Genomic DNA, 15,130 nt, shown 5'->3' on the forward strand with positions numbered 1-15,130 from the left:
GTGTGAAACCGCCTTCTCAGCCGCGCGGGAGGCCGAGGAGTCGCTCGGCGATGATGTTCTTCTGGACCTCGTTGGTGCCCGCGTAGATGGGGCCGGCGAGGGCGAACAGGTAGCCGTCCATCCACTGCTCGCCGGCGAGCTCGCCGGCGGTGCCGAGGACGTCCAGGGCGGTCTCGTGGGTCGCGATGTCCCAGTCCGACCAGAAGACCTTGTTGATCGAGGACTCGAAGCCCAGGTTGGCGCCGCCCGTGAGCTTGGTGACGGTGTTCCACGTGCTCAGCTCGTAGGCGCGGGAGCCGATCCACGCGTCGACCACGCGGTCGGCCAGGGCGCCGCGGGTCCGGTCGTCGAGGTCGCCCTCGCGGGAGTCCCACAGCTCGAGCAGGCGGTCGGTGGTGGCGAGGAAGCGTCCCGGGGAGCGCAGGGACAGGCCGCGCTCGTTGTTCGCGGTGGACATGGCAACCTTCCAGCCCTGGTTGACCTCGCCGATCACGCCGGAGGAGGCGGGGTCCGCCGGGTCGTCGGGCACGAAGACGTCCTCGAGGAACAGCTCGGCGAAGCCGGGCAGCCCGTCGAGCTGATCGATCGGGCGCACGGTGACACCCTCGGCCCGCAGGTCGAACATGAAGTAGGTCAGGCCCTTGTGGCGCGGCTCGTCCGGATCGGTGCGGAACAGCCCGAAGCCCTTGTCCGCGAACGAGGCGCGGGTCGACCACACCTTCTGCCCGTTGAGGACCCAGCCGCCGTCGACCTTCTTCGCGGTCGAGCGCAGCGAGGCCAGGTCGGACCCGGCCTCGGGCTCGGACCACGCCTGCGCCCAGATGTCGTCGGCCCGGGCCATGCGCGGCATGATGTGCGCGAGCTGCTCGGGGGAGGCGTGGTCGAACAGGGTCGGGGCCAGCAGGAAGATGCCGTTCTGGCTCACCCGCAGCGGCGCGCCGGCGCGGAAGTACTCCTCCTCGAAGACGACCCAGTTGACCAGGCCGCAGTCGCGCCCGCCGAACTCCTCGGGCCACGACACGACCGACATGCGGGCGTCGGCCATCGTCCGCTCCCACTCGCGGTGGGCCTCGAAGCCCTCGCGGGTGTCCATGTGCGGCAGCGGCTCGGACGGCACGTTCTCGGCCAGCCACTGCCGGACCTCGAGGCGGAACTCCTGCGTCGAGGCGTCGAGATCCAGATCCACGGTGTCAGCCTTCCTTCTTCTCGCCGGACGGCGCGGGGCCGCCCGTCGAACCGGTGTTGGCGCTGTCGCGCATGGAGCGGGCGTCCATCCCGCCCAGGGACGCGGAGAACGAGTCGGTGTCGTCAGGCTCGGCGTTGGCGGAGTGCGCGAACATGTGCCAGCCGAACGCCGTGTCCAGCGAGGTCTGCAGCCCCATCTGGTCCTCGTTCGCATTGATGACCTTCTTGGCGAGCGTCAGCCCGAACGCCGGCATGGCCTTGATCTCCTCGGCGATCGAGTCGACCTTGGCCTGCAGCTCGTCGCGGGGCACGACGTGGTTGAGCATCCCCCACTCGAGCGCCTCGGCCGCGCCGAACCTGCGACCGGTGTAGAGGATCTCCTTCGCGCGGCGCGGGCCCAGCACGAAGGCGTGGGCGAAGTACTCGACGCCCGGGATGCCCATCTTCACGACGGGGTCGGAGAAGAACGCGTCGTCGGCGGCCACGATGAAGTCGCAGACCCACGCGAGCATGAGCCCGCCGGCGATGCAGGCGCCGTGCACCTGGGCGATCATCGGCTTGGGGATCTCCCGCCAGCGGCGGCACATCTGGACGTAGACCTCGGTCTCACGCGCCAGGCGCCGGTCGCCGCCGCCGCGGGTGGTGTGGTCCCACCAGATCGCGGCGCGGTTGGGGTACTCGACGTGGTGATCGCGCTCGGGCGTGCCGATGTCGTGGCCGGCCGAGAAGTGCTTGCCGGCCGCGCGCAGGACGATCACCTTGACCGAGTCGTCCTCCACGGCCTTGATGAACGCGTTGTCCAGCGAGTACGTCATCACCGAGTTCTGCGCGTTGCGGAAGTCGGGGCGGTTGAGCGTGACGTACGCGGTGCCGTCGGAGACCTCGTAGGCCACCGGCTGCGTGTCCGACCCGAGGTCGTCGACCCCGAGGACCGGGGGGATGGGTGCATCGGTCATGACCTGGGACTCTCCTTACCTAGCAAGTGCTTGGTTGGTACTGTACCGGACGTGGCCCCGCGGCCCGGTTCAGACAGTCCCGATCAGACGCCGTATCCGCCGTCCACGTCGAGCTTCTGGCCCGAGATGAACCCCGCGCACCCCGAAGCGTCCCTCCTCTGCGGCGAGTCCGCGCACGAGTTGCTCGACCGCGCCGCCAGCTCGGCGGTCAGGCCGGCCGGTTCGGTCGAGCGGTGCCCGAGCACCACCGGCGCGTTGGGGAACTCGGCGGCCAGGCGGCGGGCGACCGCCGCGCCGATCCCGCCCGACGCCCCGGTGACCACCACGGCGCGGCGCCGACCAACCGGGGTGCTCATCGAAGCTCGGTCTTGAGGACCTTGCCCGAGGCGTTTCGCGGAAGTGACTCGACGAACTCCACCGTCCGCGGCCGTTTGAAGTTGGCCAGTTGTTCTCTACAGAAGTCCAGTACTTCCTGTTCGTTGAGGGTCGAGTCCTCGCGGCGGACGATGAACGCCTTGCCGACCTCGCCCATCCGGTCGTCCGGGACGCCGATCACGGCCGACTCCACCACGCCGTCCAGGCGGGCGAGGGTCTGCTCGATCTCCGCCGGATAGACGTTGAAGCCGCCGTTGATATACATGTCCTTGAGCCGGTCGGTGATGCGCAGGTTGCCGTCGGCGTCGATCTCGCCCACGTCGCCGGTGTGCAGCCACCCGTCCGGGTCGATGGTCTTGGCGGTGTTCTCCGGGTCGTCGAGGTAGCCCTGCATGACCATCTCGCCGCGGGTCAGGATCTCGCCGTGCTCGCCGATGCGGATCTCCATGCCGGGGTAGGCGCGGCCACACGTGGTGGAGACCGTGACATCGTCGTCGCCGGTCCGGGTGGTGGTGATGAAGCCCATCGTCTCGGTCTGTCCGTACGCGGTGATAACCGTCTCCAGGCCCAGGTCGGACTGCATCCGCTCGATGAGCGCCACCGGCACGACCGACGCGCCGGTCACCGCCACGCGGAGCGACGACAGGTCGTAGTCGCCGCGGGCCGGGTCGTCGAGCAGGGTCTGGAAGATCGTCGGCGCACCGGTGAGGATCGTGATCTTCTCGTCTCGGATCAGCCGCATGGTCTCGGTGGTCGAGTAGACCGACAGCGGGACGATGGTCACCCCGAACAGGACGCACGCCAGGAAGCCCGCCTTGTAGCCGAAGCTGTGGAAGAACGGGTTGGCGATGAGGTAGCCGTCCCGGTCCGTCAGCCCGTTGTTTGAGCCCCACGCGCGCGAGCCCGCGACGGTCTGGCGGTGCAGGGCCACGACACCCTTGCTCTTACCGGTGGTGCCGGAGGTGAACAGGATGTCGGCGACGTCGTCGCCCGTCACCGCGTCCGCGCGGGCGTCGGCCCGGGCGAGCAGGTCGTCGGTGGCCAGCGCGCGGAGGTCGTCGAAGTCGAGGACGTCGACGCCCCCGGCGGCGCCCGCGCCCGCGCGGACCGTATCGCCGGCGTCGAGGGGGATGCGGACGATCGTGCGCAGCGAGGTGGCCCCCGCGAGCGGGCCGGCGGTGGCCCCGGTGGCCCCGGTGGCCCCGGTGGCCCCGGTGGCGTCGGTGGCCCCGGCGGCGTCGACGAGGTCGACGATCCGCTCGGTGCCGAGGAACGTCCCCGCGACCACGGCCGCCACCGCGTGGGTGCGCTGGATGATCTCCAGCGTCTCGCTCCCGGTGTAGCGCGTGTTCGCAGGGACGACGGTGCCTCCCGCGAACTGCACGCCCAGCGCCGCGACCACCCAGTGGCGGGTGTTGGGCGCCCAGATCACCACGCGGTCACCGGGGGCGAGCCCGCGCAAGACGAGGCCGGCGGCGAACCGGCGGACCTCGTCGAGCAGGTGGGCCCACGTCCAGCGGGTGTCCTGGCCGGGCTGCACGTCGACGATCGCCTCGCGCTCCGGCCACGACCGGGCCGCGCGACGCAGGGCGGCGGGGGTGGTCTCCACGGTGGTGCTCATGGCCCGCACCCTACCAAGCAAGTGCTTGGTTTGGCGGCGTCAGTACTTGAGCGCTCCCCGGTCGACCGTGAGCTGGACACCGGAGATCGACCGCGAACCGTCGCCGGCGAGGTAGGAGACCACCTCGGAGACCTCCTCGGGCGGCATGAAGTCGGCGAGCGTGCTCGCGCCGTCCACGCGGGCGTTCTTCAGGGGCATCGGCGAGAAGCTGTGGAGGAACGACGGGAAGCGGCCGAAGAGGTCGGCCATGCCCTCGGGATCGATCATCGGCGTGTCCACCGAGTAGGGGTGGATCGAGTTGACGCGGATGCCGAACTCGCCCACCTCGAGTGCGAGGGCGTTGGTCAACGCCACCAGGCCGGCCTTCGAGGCCGAGTAGTGCCCGTTCCCGGGCGTCGCCTTGAGGCCCGCGGACGAGCTGACGATGATGATCGACCCGCCGTTTCCCGCCTCGATCATCGCCGGCACCGCGGCACGGATCGTCCGCCACGTGCCGCTGAGGTTGACGCCGATGACCGTGTCCCAGTCGTCCTCCGGCATCTCCCACAGTCGCCCCCAGCTGAGCACGGCGGCGTTGGCGACCAGGATGTCCAACCGTCCGAAGGTGGAGATCGTGCGGGCGACGAGATCCTGCAGCGCGCCCAGGTCGCGGATGTCGAGGACCGCCGAGATCGCGCGCCGGCCGGTCTCCTCCACGAGGCGGACGGTCTCGGCCAGGTCGTCCGGCGTGGGTGCGGGATAGGTGGCGGACCCGGACACCGGCGCGCAGACGTCGACGACGACGAGGTCCGCGCCCTCCGAGGCGAGGCGGACCGCATGGGCCCGACCCTGGGCGCGCGCGGCGCCGGTGATGAAGGCGACCTTGCCGGACAGGGGCTGAGACGGGGAGTTCATGGGCGTCATCCAAACCGATCCCGGCGTGGGCGGAGGGCGGTTCCGGCAAACCAAGCAAGTGCTTGGTAGTGTGGGCGTATGACCGAGAGTTCGGCACCCGAGAAGTGCACGCCCGCGTCGGAGATGACCGACGACGAGTTCGCGGCGGAGTTCCGCACCTGGTTGGATGCCAACCTCGTCGGCGAGTTCGCCGAGATCAAGGGCGTCGGCGGCCCCGGCAGCGAACACGAGTTCTTCCCGCAACGCCTCGCCTGGGAGCGGCACATGGCGGCGGCGGGGTGGACCTGCGTCGGCTGGCCGGTCGAGCACGGCGGGCGCGGTGCGTCGCTGAGCCAGCAGGTGCGGTTCCACGAGGAGTACGCCAAGGCGGACGCCCCGGCGCGGGTGTCCCACCTCGGTGAGACGCTCCTCGGCCCGACCCTGATCGCCCACGGGACCCGGGAGCAGAAGGACCGATTCCTGCCGCGGATCATCGACGTCACCGAACTGTGGGCGCAGGGCTATTCGGAACCGGGCGCAGGATCCGACCTGGCCAACGTCGCCACCACCGCCCGGCTGGGCGAGGACGGCAAGTGGCACCTGCACGGTCAGAAAGTGTGGACCTCGCTCGCCCACCTGAGCCAGTGGGCGTTCGTCGTGGCCCGTACCGAGGAGGGGACGAGCCGCCACAAGGGCCTGAGCTTCCTGCTCGTCCCGCTCGACCAGCCCGGCGTGGAGATCCGTCCCATCCAGCAGCTCACCGGGACCTCCGAGTTCAACGAGGTCTTCTTCGACGACGCCGTCACCGATGCGGAGATGATCGTGGGGGAGCGCGGCGAGGGCTGGAAGGTGGCCATGACCCTGCTCGAGTTCGAGCGTGGCGTGTCCACGCTCGGCCAGCAGGTCGGCTTCGCCCGCGAACTCGAGCAGATCACCGCCATGGCGCGCGCCAACGGCAGCGCCGAGGTGCCCGCCGTGCGCGAGCGCATCACCCGCGCGTGGATCGGCCTCAAGGTGATCCGCGCCCACGCGCTGCGCACGCTCGCCGAGCGCGACTCCTCCGGCGGCAACGCCTCCGCGGCCAAGCTGCTCTGGGCCAACTGGCACCGCGACCTGGGAGAACTCGCGATGGAGGTCCAGGGCGCCGAGTCGCTCACCGGGCCCACCCATACCTCCGAGGGCGTCCCCAACGACCTCCGCGACCCGGAGAACCTCGAGCTCGCCCAGTGGCAGCGACTCTTCCTGTTCACCCGCTCCGACACCATCTACGGCGGATCCAACGAGATCCAGCGCAACATCATCTCCGAGCGCGTGCTCGGACTACCCCGAGAGGCCAGGCCGTCATGACCCAACACAAGTCCCCCCTCGCAGCGGTCCCCGAGGAGACCCCGGGCCACGGGCTGCTCAAGGGCAAGAAGGTCATCGTGACGGCCGCCGCCGGCACCGGCATCGGCTTCTCCGCGGCCCGTCGAGCCGCGCTCGAGGGCGCCGACGTCCTGGTCTCCGACTTCCACGAGCGGCGCATGAACGAGGCCCGCGACGCGCTCGCCGCGGAGTTCCCCGAGAAGCAGTTCGAGGCGATCACCTGCAACGTGCAGTCCACCTCCGATGTCGACGCGCTGATCTCCGGCGCCGCCGAGAAGCTCGGCCGCATCGACGTGCTCATCAACAACGCCGGACTGGGTGGCGAGACCGAGCTGGTCGACATGACCGACGAGGATTGGGACCGCGTCCTCGACATCACGCTCAACGGCACATTCCGCGCCACCCGCGCCGCGCTGCGCTACTTCCGCGACGCCCCGCACAACGGTGTGATCGTCAACAACGCCTCCGTCCTGGGCTGGCGCGCCCAGCGCGCCCAGGCCCACTACGCGGCCGCGAAGGCCGGTGTCATGGCCCTGACGCGGTGCTCGGCCATCGAGGGCGCGGACTTCGGAGTGCGTATCAACGCGATCGCCCCGTCCATCGCGCGCCACAAGTTCCTCGAGAAGTCCGCCTCGGCCGAGCTGCTCGACGAACTCGCCGCCAAGGAGGCCTTCGGCCGCGCCGCCGACGTGTGGGAGGTCGCCGCCACCATCGCGATGCTCGCCAGCGACTACACCACCTACCTCACCGGTGAGGTCGTCTCCATCTCCTCGCAGCGCGCCTGACGCCGCTTCCACTAACCAGCCGGATTGCTGGATGAATGTTATCCACACCATGAGCGACAGGGCTCTGGCGTCCCAGGGCGTCTCGATCGCACGAGATGCGGAGGGCACGCCGTTACCTAGCAAGTGCTTGGTTGGTAGTGTGGGCGCATGAGCAGTACGACCAGGCGTGAGGAACTCCTGTCCATCGCGGCGGAACTCTTCGCAGAACGCGGCCTGCGCGCGACCACCGTCCGCGACATCGCCGACGCCGCGGGCATCCTCTCGGGAAGTCTGTACCACCACTTCGCCTCCAAGGAGGCGATCGTCGACGAGATCCTGCGTGGCTTCCTCGACGCGCTCTTCGGCGAGTACCGAAGGATCGTCGGCTCCGGGCTCGGCCCGCGCGCGACCCTGGAAGCGCTGGTCCGCGCGTCGTTCGAGGCCATCCACCGCGACCGCAACGAGGTGGCCATCTACCAGGACGAGCTCAAGCACCTCCGCGGCAACCCGCGATTCGACTACCTGCGCGAGCGCAACACCGAGTTCCGCGAGATGTGGACCGACGTGCTGAGGCGGGGGATGGAGTCCGGGGATTTCCGGGGCGACCTCGACGTGCGCCTGACTTACCGCTTCCTCCGCGACACCGTGTGGGTCGCCGTCCGCTGGTACCGGCCAGACGACGACAACGACCACGCGGCGATCGCCGACCAGTACCTCAACATCGTTCTCGACGGCCTCACCGTCGGCTGACCTTTCTCACCCACCCCGAGGAGATCCATGACCAGCGTGACCGGCCGTGAGGCCTACGTGATCGACGCCGTCCGCACCCCCGTCGGCAAGCGCGCCGGAAGCCTGTCGGGGCAGCACCCGGCCGACCTCGGCGCGCACGTGATCCGGTCCGTCGTCGAGCGCACCGGGATCGACCCGGAGGTCGTCGACGACGTCATCTTCGGCTGCGTCGACACCATCGGCCCCCAGGCCGGAAACATCGCCCGCTCCGCGTGGCTCGCCGCCGGGATGCCGCTCGGCGTGCCGGGCACCACCGTCGACCGCCAGTGCGGCTCGAGCCAGCAGGCCATCCACTTCGGCGCCCAGGCCATCTGGTCCGGCACCCAGGACGTCATCCTGTTCGGTGGCGTGCAGAACATGAGCGCCCTGCCCATCTCCTCGGCCATGCTCGCCGGCCGCGAGTTCGGCTTCGACGACCCGTTCACCGGCTCCACCGGCTGGGTCGAGCGCTTCGGCTCCCAGGAGATCTCCCAGTTCAACGGCGCGCAGATGATGGCCGACAAGTGGGGCATCTCGCGCGAGGAGATGGAGAAGTGGGCCCTCCAGTCGCACGAGCGCGCTCGTGCCGCGATCGCCGCCGGCCGCTTCGCGAACGAGTACGTGCCGATGGCAGGCCTCGAGGCCGACGAGACCACCCGGGAGACCACCCTCGAGAAGATGGCCTCCCTGCCGGTGCTGGCCGAGGGTGGTTCGCTCACCGCCGCCGTCGCCTCCCAGATCTGTGACGGCGCCTCCGCCGGCCTGTTGGCCTCCGCCGAGGCCGTCGAGAAGTACGGGCTCAAGCCCCGCGCCCGCATCCATCACCTCACCGTTCGCGGCGACGACCCGGTGATGATGCTCTCCGCGCCGATCCCCGCCACCAAGTGGGCGCTGGAGAAGACCGGCCTGTCGATCGACGACATCGACGTCGTGGAGATCAACGAGGCGTTCGCCCCCGTCGTCCTCGCCTGGATCAAGGAGACGGGCGCCGACCCGGCCCGCGTCAACCCCAACGGCGGCGGCATCGCCCTGGGCCACCCGCTCGGCGCCACGGGAGCCAAGCTGTTCGCCACGATGCTCAACGAACTCGAGCGCAGCGGCGGCCGCTACGGCCTGCAGACCATGTGCGAGGGCGGCGGCACCGCCAACGTCACGATCATCGAGCGACTGGACGCCTGACAGCGCCACTGACATGGAGAAGGGCCCCGCACCACCCGGTGCGGGGCCCTTCTCTCTGCGCCGGCGAGGCCGGGCATGCGGTGCGTCAGGAGCCGAGGCCGTTGAGGGAGCCGGTGGTGCCGCCGCCCTGGACGGGAGCGGGGGTGATTCCGGTGCTGCCACCAGCGCTACCGGCGAACGCGTCCAGCGGACCGCCGACCACGGCGGGGAACAGGTGCGGCTCGGCCGGGCCGTTGTTGCTCAGGCAGATCACCGCGAGCGCGTAGACGTTGGACGGCACGTTCTCGGCGACCAGCCGGCCCGGCTGACCGGGCAGCGTCATGGGGAGGGTGAAGATGCCGGGCACGCCCGGGCCGCGCAGCGCGACCACGTCGCCGCGGTTGCCGAGCGTCCGGATGATGGCCATGAGATCGCCGCCCCCGGCGATGGCCGCGCCGGCCACGTCAGCACCCGCGGCGGGCGGGACGAGCATGCCGAGGCACGTCTGGCCCGGCAGCGGCTGCGTGATGTCGACGACGACCTGGTTGCCGAACACGTGCGGAACCGGGACCGCGGCGTTCGCGGCACCGGCGCCGGCGACGGTGAGGCCGGCGGCCATGCCGACGGCGGCGAATCCTGCGGCGATCTTCTTTGCGAGGGACATGGGCAGTCCTACGTGAGGTAAAGGATGGTCGGTGGTGCTCATCACACCTGTCGCTCAGGTTGCGCTCAGTGTTACACAGGCGCAGGCCGTCCGCCCGGTGAACGACGATGCCCGGCCGGGGCGGACCCGGCCGGGCAGCGTGGGACGCGATTTAGCGCGATTGAGGTCAGTTCTCGGTCTCGCCCTGTGCAGAAGAGAGAGTGCCCAGGTCGAGTGCGCCTTCAGTGTCTCCTCCGCCGAGGACGGACGAGAGGGTGTCGAGGCCAGCACCCTCGCCGGAGCTCATCGCGCCCAGGCTGCCGAGAGCTGCGTCAAGCGGGTTGCCGACCACGACGAGCGGGGTGATGGACGGCTCGCCGGGCACGCAGTAGGTAACGGCGGAGTAGACGCCGGACTCGACCGTGGCCGAGACGGTCACGTCGCCGAGAGTGACATTGGCGATGGGTGAATTCAGCGGGCTGCGAAGGAACGTGGCGACGGTGTCGCCACTCAGAAGCTCGGTGATTGCACCGAGGTCGAGGGTCGAGATGGCGGCGAGCTTGCTGGCGAAGGTTGCGGCTTCAGCTGTGGGTGCGACGGCGGCGACGCAGGTAGCGACATCTCCGAGACCGTCATTCTCGAAGGTGATGGAAATCGTGTTGCCCTCGACGACAGGGCTCGATGCGGTGGCGGCCGACGCCGCGCCGGCACCGGCGACGGTCAGGGCGGCGGTGGCGCCGAGGACGGCGGCCGCGCGGACGGCGGTACGAACAGAAGTCATGGGTCCTCCGGGAGGGGTGGGGGATATGAGCCCGCGCGTGCGGGGACGTTTCTCAGGATATGCCAAGACTCCCCTCATGTTCCGGGTACGCACCAAATACGACGAACCCGCCGACCCAGAGGGCCGTGCGGGTGCGTCGGTGGCGACGGTCGAGCGGGCCGTCAACCCAGGGCGCGGAGCGCCGCGAGACGCTCGTGTGCCTGCGTCATGATCCGCTGGATCAGCTCGTCGCAGCTCGGCAGGTCGTCGATCATGCCGACGACCTGCCCGGATGCGAGCACACCGGCATCGGTGTTGCCCTCGACCAGGCCGGCCTTGAGCAGCATGGGCGTGTTGGCGGCCATGACGATCTGCTGCCAGGTGCGGTCGGTGGCCTTCTTCATGTTGAGGCCGTCCCTGGCGAGCTGCTGCCACTTCATGCCCGTCATGGACTTGAACTTATTAGCGTTCTGCACCGCCGCGGTCAGCCCCTTGAGGGGGCTTCCGGACTCCAGCGCGTTGACCAGGCCCGTCCGCAGGACGCGGTGCGGCATGCCATCGACGCGGGTGGAGACGACCGTGTCCTGCAGACCCCGCTCGAGGTATTGCTTCTTCACCGCGTCCGGCACCTGCGAATCGCTGGTGAGGAGGAACCGTGTTCCCATCGCGACGCCGGCGGCGCCGTAGGACAGCGCCGCGACCAGGCCGCGTCCGTCGAAGAACCCGCCGCCGGCCACGACGGGGATCGAGGTGTTCCCCGCGCCGCCGAGCGCGTCGATGACGCTGGGGAGCAGGAGGGTGGTGGCGACCTGGCCGGTGTGTCCGCCGCCCTCACCGCCCTGGACGATAACCGCGTCGGCGCCCCAGGAGGCGACCTTGACGGCGTGCTTAGCGGCACCGATGGAGGGGACGACGACGAGGCCGTTCTCCTTGAGCCTGGCGATCAGCTCCGGCTTGGGCGCGAGGGCGAACGACGCGACCTTCACCCCGTGGCGGATCAGCAGCTCGCACCGCTCGGCGGCGTCCTCGGCGTCCGCCCGGAGGTTGACGCCGAAGGGCTTGCCGGTGAGCTTCTTCGTCCGCACGATGGCGTCCTCGAGCTCGGCGTAGGTCATCGTGGCCGAGGCGATGATGCCCAGACCGCCGGCGTTGGCGGTCGCGGCGGTCAATTCGGGTCCGGAGACCCAGCCCATGCCCGTCTGGACTATGGGGTATTGGACGCCGACGAGCTCGGTGAACGCGGTCGTGATGGTGGGAGCGCTCACGCGGCTGACACCTCACGGTCGCGGAACCCGCGGGGGTCCAGCACCTCACGAATGATGCGCAGCTCCTCGGCCGAGGGATCGCGGGTGACCGCTGCGTCGGCGAGGCCCTCGATAACGAAACCGGTGCTCTCGGCGACCTCGTCGGCGGTCACGCCCGGGTGCAGGCTCAGCGCGCGCATGCTGTGGTCGGTGCCGCCGAAGTCGAACACGCCGAGGTTGGAGACCACGCGGTGGAGATGGTGGTAGCGGAACGCCGGGTCGCCCTCCGTGTAGCGGTCGTAGCCGATGCCGCAGACCACGTCGACCTTCTCGGTGAACACGCGCGAGGAGTGCTTGCCGACCCAGTAGCTGGTGGCGTGGTTGATCGTGTTGCCGGGGGCCCCGCGCAGGCCGAACATCTGGCGGGTCGGCTTCTGCACGTCGTCACCGAAGGCGGATAGGTTCTGGTTGCCGAACCGGTCGATCTGGTTGGCGCCCATCACGACGTGGCGGGTGCCGGCCTGCAGGACGTCGAAGACGCGGGGGAACGGGATGTAGCCCTCGAAGTCGATGGTCTTGCCCAGCGGCGGGGTCTGACCGAGGAAGCGGTACTCGCCATCGGTGATGAGCAGGTCGGGCTCGGTGGTGAGCCGGGCCAGACGCGCGCCGATGGTGGCCATCGGGGTCATGGGGGAGGCGAAGATCTCGCCGGCACCGGCGAAGATCTCCGCGCACGCGACAGCGCAGTACTCGGCCCTCGTGGCGGACTGGGCGGTGACGTCGGACATCACTTGGCTCCCTTCTCGGCGGCCTTCTCGGCAGCGGCCTTCTCCGCGAACGCGGTGACGGCCTTCTGATAGTCCTCCTCGGTCCCGGACAGGAACTCGTCGACGAACGCCTTCCACGAGTCCTCGTCCTTCGCGGACGCGGCGTAGTGCTTCTGGAACGCCTCGTCGCGGGCGTAGCCACCGGCGAAGGTGAAGTGGGCGCCATTCGGTGCCTCTGAGATGGTGTCGACGAACATGCGGCTGATCAGCATGCGCTGCGGTCCGACCTCGTTCATGAGAGCGTCGGCGGAGTCGACGATCTCATCGGCCTCGAGCAGGACGGTGTCGGCGGCCATGGCGTACAGGTCGTCGAAGTAGCCGTCCGCGCCGGTGAACGCGGCGTTGCCGTGCTTGTCGGCCTTGTCGAGGTGGATCAGGGCCGCGTCCATGCGCAGGGCCGGCATCGCGACCAGCGTCTCGGTCTTGCCGTCCACCGGGTAGGGCGAGTCGACGGTCTTGAGCTCGTCGCCCCAGAAGCGGAAGACGTCGGAACCCAGACCGGCGCGCGTGGGCAGGAACGGCAGGCGCTGCGCGGCGGCGGTGAGCCCGGCGCGGACCATGCCTTCGTCCATCTCGCGGGCGATGATCGCGCCCTCGGTGCGGCGGCGCGCGAACCACGGGTCGTAGAACGGGGCCGAGTCCAGGGTGACGAAACCGTAGTAGGCCTTGGAGACCTTGCCGGCCGAGCACAGCAGGCCCAGGTCCGGGCCGCCGTAGGTGATCACGGTCAGGTCCGCGAGGTCCTCGCGGCGCAGGATCGCGCGCACCAGGGCCATCGGCTTACGCCGCGAGCCCCAGCCGCCGATGCCGATGGTCATGCCGCTCTCCAGGCGCGCCACCGCATCGTCCAGACTCGTGCGCTTGTCGCGCGGGGTGGGGGTCGTGGTCACTTCTTCTCGCCCGTCCTTCCGGCCGTCTCGTCAGCCTTGTTGTCACGCATGCTTGTTGTCACGCTTGTCCAGGTTCTTTCCGGTGGCGACGAACTCGTCGCGGTGCTCGTCGGACACGCCCGCGAGGTTGAGTTCGAACGTGAAGCCCTGCTCCATGCGGTACGACGACTTCACGTCGACCGGATCGATGTGATTGATGGCCTCCTTGGCCGCCCGGATCACGCGGGTGTCCTTGGCGGCGATCGCCTCCGCCAGCTCGCGGGCCGCCGCGTCGAGGCGGTCACGGGGGACCACCTCGTACACGGTTCCCCAGTTGTGGAGCTGCTGCGCGGTGACGTTGCGGGAGGTGAAGTACAGGGTGCGCATCATGTGCGGCGGGACCATGCGCGCCAGGTGCGTGGCCGCGCCGAGCGCGCCGCGGTCCACCTCCGGCAGGCCGAACACCGCGTCGTCCGAGGCGACGATGCAGTCCGCGTTGCCGACGAGCCCGATGCCGCCGCCCACGCAGAAGCCGTTCACCGCGGCGATCACCGGGACCGCGCACTCGTAGACGGAGTTGAAGGCCACGTAGCAGCCGCGGTTGGCGGCCAGCAGGTGGTCGAAGCCCTCGAAGTCCTGCATCTCCTTGATATCCACGCCGGCGTTGAAGCCGCGGCCCTCGGCCCGCAGGATCACGACGTGGACCGCGGGGTCGTTGCCGACGGCGAGGATCTGCTCGCCGAGTTCGAACCAGCCCGCGGACGGGATGGCGTTGACGGGGGGATAGTCGACGGTGACGGTCGCGATGCCGTCAGCCCCCTTGTCGACCGTGATGCCCATGGTGCTCCCTTCGCACGCTACCGCCCGCCCGAGGCGGCCCGGTGACTAACCAAACGCTTGCTTGGTAGGCTAGCACGCATGACGAACATCGATCTTGGCCTGGCGGGGAAGGTAGTCCTCGTCACCGGAGGGGTCCGGGGCGTCGGAGCCGGAATCAGCCGTGTGTTCTCCGATGCCGGCGCCGTCGTCGTCACCTGCGCGCGGCGACCCGCGGACGAGGGCTCCGACGTCGCGGACCTCGAGTTCCACTCCGCCGACCTCCGGGACCCAGAGGCGGTGCGGGCGATGATCGACGCGATCGTCGACAAGCACGGCCGGCTCGACGTGGTGGTCAACAACGCCGGCGGCGCCCCGTTCGCGCTGGCCGCCGACGCCAGCGCGAACTTCCACTCCAAGATCGTGGCCCTCAACCTGCTGTCCGCGCTCACCGTCTCGCAGAAAGCCCACCGGGCCATGACCGCCGACCGCCCCGGCGGCCCGACCGGCGGCGCGATCGTCAACATCTCCTCGGTCTCCGGCCACCGGCCGTCGCCCGGCACCGCCTCCTACGGCGCGGCCAAGGCCGGCATCGACTCGCTCACCGGGTCACTGGCCGTCGAATGGGCCCCGCTCGTGCGCGTGAACTCCGTCGTCGTCGGACCCGTGAAGACCGAGCTCGCCGAAATGCACTACGGCGACGCCGAGGGGGTGGCCGCCGTCGACGCCACCATCCCCATGGGGCGCATGGCCGAGCCGGTCGACGTGGGCCGCGCCGCCGCGTTCCTCGCCTCGCCCCTGGCCGCGTATATCACCGGCGCCGAACTGCTGGTCCACGGCGGCGGCGAGAAGCCCGCGTTCCTGGCGGCCTCCACCGCCGCGAACAAGCACTGACCCACAGCACCC

At 69.9% G+C, this 15,130-nt stretch carries 16 protein-coding genes; 5 read left to right on the plus strand and 11 right to left on the minus strand.

Annotated elements, in window-relative coordinates; genetic code table 11:
- Positions 1 to 16: 16 nt before the first annotated feature.
- The 5 genes from VYL96_RS03250 to VYL96_RS03270 form a co-directional block, all read right to left on the minus strand.
- Positions 17 to 1,186: an acyl-CoA dehydrogenase family protein gene (locus tag VYL96_RS03250; RefSeq protein WP_061227414.1), complete on the minus strand. Its 1,170-nt coding sequence runs from the start codon at positions 1,184 to 1,186 to the stop codon at positions 17 to 19.
- Between the two features lie 4 nt (positions 1,187 to 1,190).
- Positions 1,191 to 2,141: an enoyl-CoA hydratase gene (locus VYL96_RS03255; RefSeq protein WP_109148484.1), complete on the minus strand. Its 951-nt coding sequence runs from the start codon at positions 2,139 to 2,141 to the stop codon at positions 1,191 to 1,193.
- Positions 2,142 to 2,224: 83 nt separating this feature from the next.
- The gene (locus tag VYL96_RS03260; protein ID WP_243699673.1) at positions 2,225 to 2,497 is read right to left on the minus strand and encodes a hypothetical protein; all 273 of its coding nucleotides are present in this window, start codon (positions 2,495 to 2,497) and stop codon (positions 2,225 to 2,227) included.
- Entirely contained in the window at positions 2,494 to 4,137 is a 1,644-nt protein-coding gene (locus VYL96_RS03265; protein ID WP_131885706.1) for an AMP-binding protein, read from the minus strand. The genes VYL96_RS03260 and VYL96_RS03265 overlap by 4 nt, the downstream gene beginning before the upstream one ends.
- Before the next feature lie 39 nt (positions 4,138 to 4,176).
- Positions 4,177 to 5,031 (minus strand): mycofactocin-coupled SDR family oxidoreductase, encoded by an 855-nt coding sequence (locus VYL96_RS03270; protein ID WP_061227410.1) that lies wholly within the window; start codon positions 5,029 to 5,031, stop codon positions 4,177 to 4,179.
- A gap of 78 nt (positions 5,032 to 5,109) precedes the next feature.
- Between VYL96_RS03270 and VYL96_RS03275 the strand changes: the two genes are divergently transcribed.
- The 4 genes from VYL96_RS03275 (at position 5,110) to VYL96_RS03290 (ending at position 9,086) form a co-directional block, all read left to right on the plus strand.
- Positions 5,110 to 6,357, plus strand: coding sequence for an acyl-CoA dehydrogenase family protein (locus tag VYL96_RS03275; protein WP_061227409.1), 1,248 nt, complete (start codon positions 5,110 to 5,112; stop codon positions 6,355 to 6,357).
- Complete coding sequence (locus VYL96_RS03280) at positions 6,354 to 7,160, plus strand: SDR family oxidoreductase (RefSeq protein ID WP_061227408.1); 807 nt, start codon at positions 6,354 to 6,356, stop codon at positions 7,158 to 7,160. The genes VYL96_RS03275 and VYL96_RS03280 overlap by 4 nt, the downstream gene beginning before the upstream one ends.
- Positions 7,161 to 7,307: 147 nt before the next feature.
- Positions 7,308 to 7,889 carry a TetR/AcrR family transcriptional regulator gene (locus tag VYL96_RS03285; protein ID WP_061227407.1) on the plus strand — a complete coding sequence of 194 codons (582 nt, stop codon included), beginning with the start codon at positions 7,308 to 7,310 and terminating at the stop codon, positions 7,887 to 7,889.
- Positions 7,890 to 7,916: 27 nt separating this feature from the next.
- Entirely contained in the window at positions 7,917 to 9,086 is a 1,170-nt protein-coding gene (locus tag VYL96_RS03290; protein WP_061227406.1) for an acetyl-CoA C-acetyltransferase, read from the plus strand.
- 85 nt (positions 9,087 to 9,171) lie between these two features.
- Here the strand turns inward: VYL96_RS03290 and VYL96_RS03295 are convergent, their stop codons facing one another.
- From VYL96_RS03295 to VYL96_RS03320, 6 genes are all read right to left on the minus strand, one after another.
- Positions 9,172 to 9,729 carry a hypothetical protein gene (locus VYL96_RS03295; RefSeq protein ID WP_061227405.1) on the minus strand — a complete coding sequence of 186 codons (558 nt, stop codon included), beginning with the start codon at positions 9,727 to 9,729 and terminating at the stop codon, positions 9,172 to 9,174.
- Positions 9,730 to 9,895: 166 nt separating this feature from the next.
- Positions 9,896 to 10,489 (minus strand): hypothetical protein, encoded by a 594-nt coding sequence (locus VYL96_RS03300; protein WP_061227404.1) that lies wholly within the window; start codon positions 10,487 to 10,489, stop codon positions 9,896 to 9,898.
- 161 nt (positions 10,490 to 10,650) lie between these two features.
- Entirely contained in the window at positions 10,651 to 11,733 is a 1,083-nt protein-coding gene (locus VYL96_RS03305) for an NAD(P)H-dependent flavin oxidoreductase (protein ID WP_061227403.1), read from the minus strand.
- A complete protein-coding gene (locus VYL96_RS03310) occupies positions 11,730 to 12,500 on the minus strand; it encodes a CoA-transferase subunit beta (RefSeq protein WP_061227402.1) in 771 nt (256 codons plus the stop codon). Before VYL96_RS03310 ends, VYL96_RS03305 begins: the two co-directional genes overlap by 4 nt.
- Entirely contained in the window at positions 12,500 to 13,357 is an 858-nt protein-coding gene (locus tag VYL96_RS03315; protein ID WP_243699675.1) for a CoA transferase subunit A, read from the minus strand. The genes VYL96_RS03310 and VYL96_RS03315 overlap by 1 nt, the downstream gene beginning before the upstream one ends.
- Positions 13,358 to 13,471: 114 nt before the next feature.
- Positions 13,472 to 14,248 carry an enoyl-CoA hydratase family protein gene (locus tag VYL96_RS03320; RefSeq protein ID WP_131885707.1) on the minus strand — a complete coding sequence of 259 codons (777 nt, stop codon included), beginning with the start codon at positions 14,246 to 14,248 and terminating at the stop codon, positions 13,472 to 13,474.
- 78 nt (positions 14,249 to 14,326) lie between these two features.
- Here VYL96_RS03320 and VYL96_RS03325 point away from each other — a divergent pair, with 78 nt between their 5' ends.
- On the plus strand, positions 14,327 to 15,118 hold the full coding sequence (locus VYL96_RS03325; protein WP_061227399.1) for an SDR family oxidoreductase: 792 nt from the start codon (positions 14,327 to 14,329) through the stop codon (positions 15,116 to 15,118).
- Positions 15,119 to 15,130 lie beyond the last annotated feature (12 nt).

It is taken from the genome of Dietzia maris (genome assembly GCF_036287335.1).
Classification (GTDB): Bacteria; Actinomycetota; Actinomycetes; order Mycobacteriales; family Mycobacteriaceae; genus Dietzia; species Dietzia cinnamea.

Coding starts and splice junctions, on each gene's coding strand:
- VYL96_RS03255 (WP_109148484.1), bottom strand. CDS start 2,141: ATGACCGATGCACCCATCCCCCCGGTCCTCGGGGTCGACGACCTCGGG.
- VYL96_RS03260 (WP_243699673.1), bottom strand. CDS start 2,497: ATGAGCACCCCGGTTGGTCGGCGCCGCGCCGTGGTGGTCACCGGGGCG.
- VYL96_RS03265 (WP_131885706.1), bottom strand. CDS start 4,137: ATGAGCACCACCGTGGAGACCACCCCCGCCGCCCTGCGTCGCGCGGCC.
- VYL96_RS03270 (WP_061227410.1), bottom strand. CDS start 5,031: ATGAACTCCCCGTCTCAGCCCCTGTCCGGCAAGGTCGCCTTCATCACC.
- VYL96_RS03275 (WP_061227409.1), top strand. CDS start 5,110: ATGACCGAGAGTTCGGCACCCGAGAAGTGCACGCCCGCGTCGGAGATG.
- VYL96_RS03280 (WP_061227408.1), top strand. CDS start 6,354: ATGACCCAACACAAGTCCCCCCTCGCAGCGGTCCCCGAGGAGACCCCG.
- VYL96_RS03285 (WP_061227407.1), top strand. CDS start 7,308: ATGAGCAGTACGACCAGGCGTGAGGAACTCCTGTCCATCGCGGCGGAA.
- VYL96_RS03290 (WP_061227406.1), top strand. CDS start 7,917: ATGACCAGCGTGACCGGCCGTGAGGCCTACGTGATCGACGCCGTCCGC.
- VYL96_RS03295 (WP_061227405.1), bottom strand. CDS start 9,729: ATGTCCCTCGCAAAGAAGATCGCCGCAGGATTCGCCGCCGTCGGCATG.
- VYL96_RS03300 (WP_061227404.1), bottom strand. CDS start 10,489: ATGACTTCTGTTCGTACCGCCGTCCGCGCGGCCGCCGTCCTCGGCGCC.
- VYL96_RS03310 (WP_061227402.1), bottom strand. CDS start 12,500: ATGTCCGACGTCACCGCCCAGTCCGCCACGAGGGCCGAGTACTGCGCT.
- VYL96_RS03315 (WP_243699675.1), bottom strand. CDS start 13,357: ATGACCATCGGCATCGGCGGCTGGGGCTCGCGGCGTAAGCCGATGGCC.
- VYL96_RS03320 (WP_131885707.1), bottom strand. CDS start 14,248: ATGGGCATCACGGTCGACAAGGGGGCTGACGGCATCGCGACCGTCACC.
- VYL96_RS03325 (WP_061227399.1), top strand. CDS start 14,327: ATGACGAACATCGATCTTGGCCTGGCGGGGAAGGTAGTCCTCGTCACC.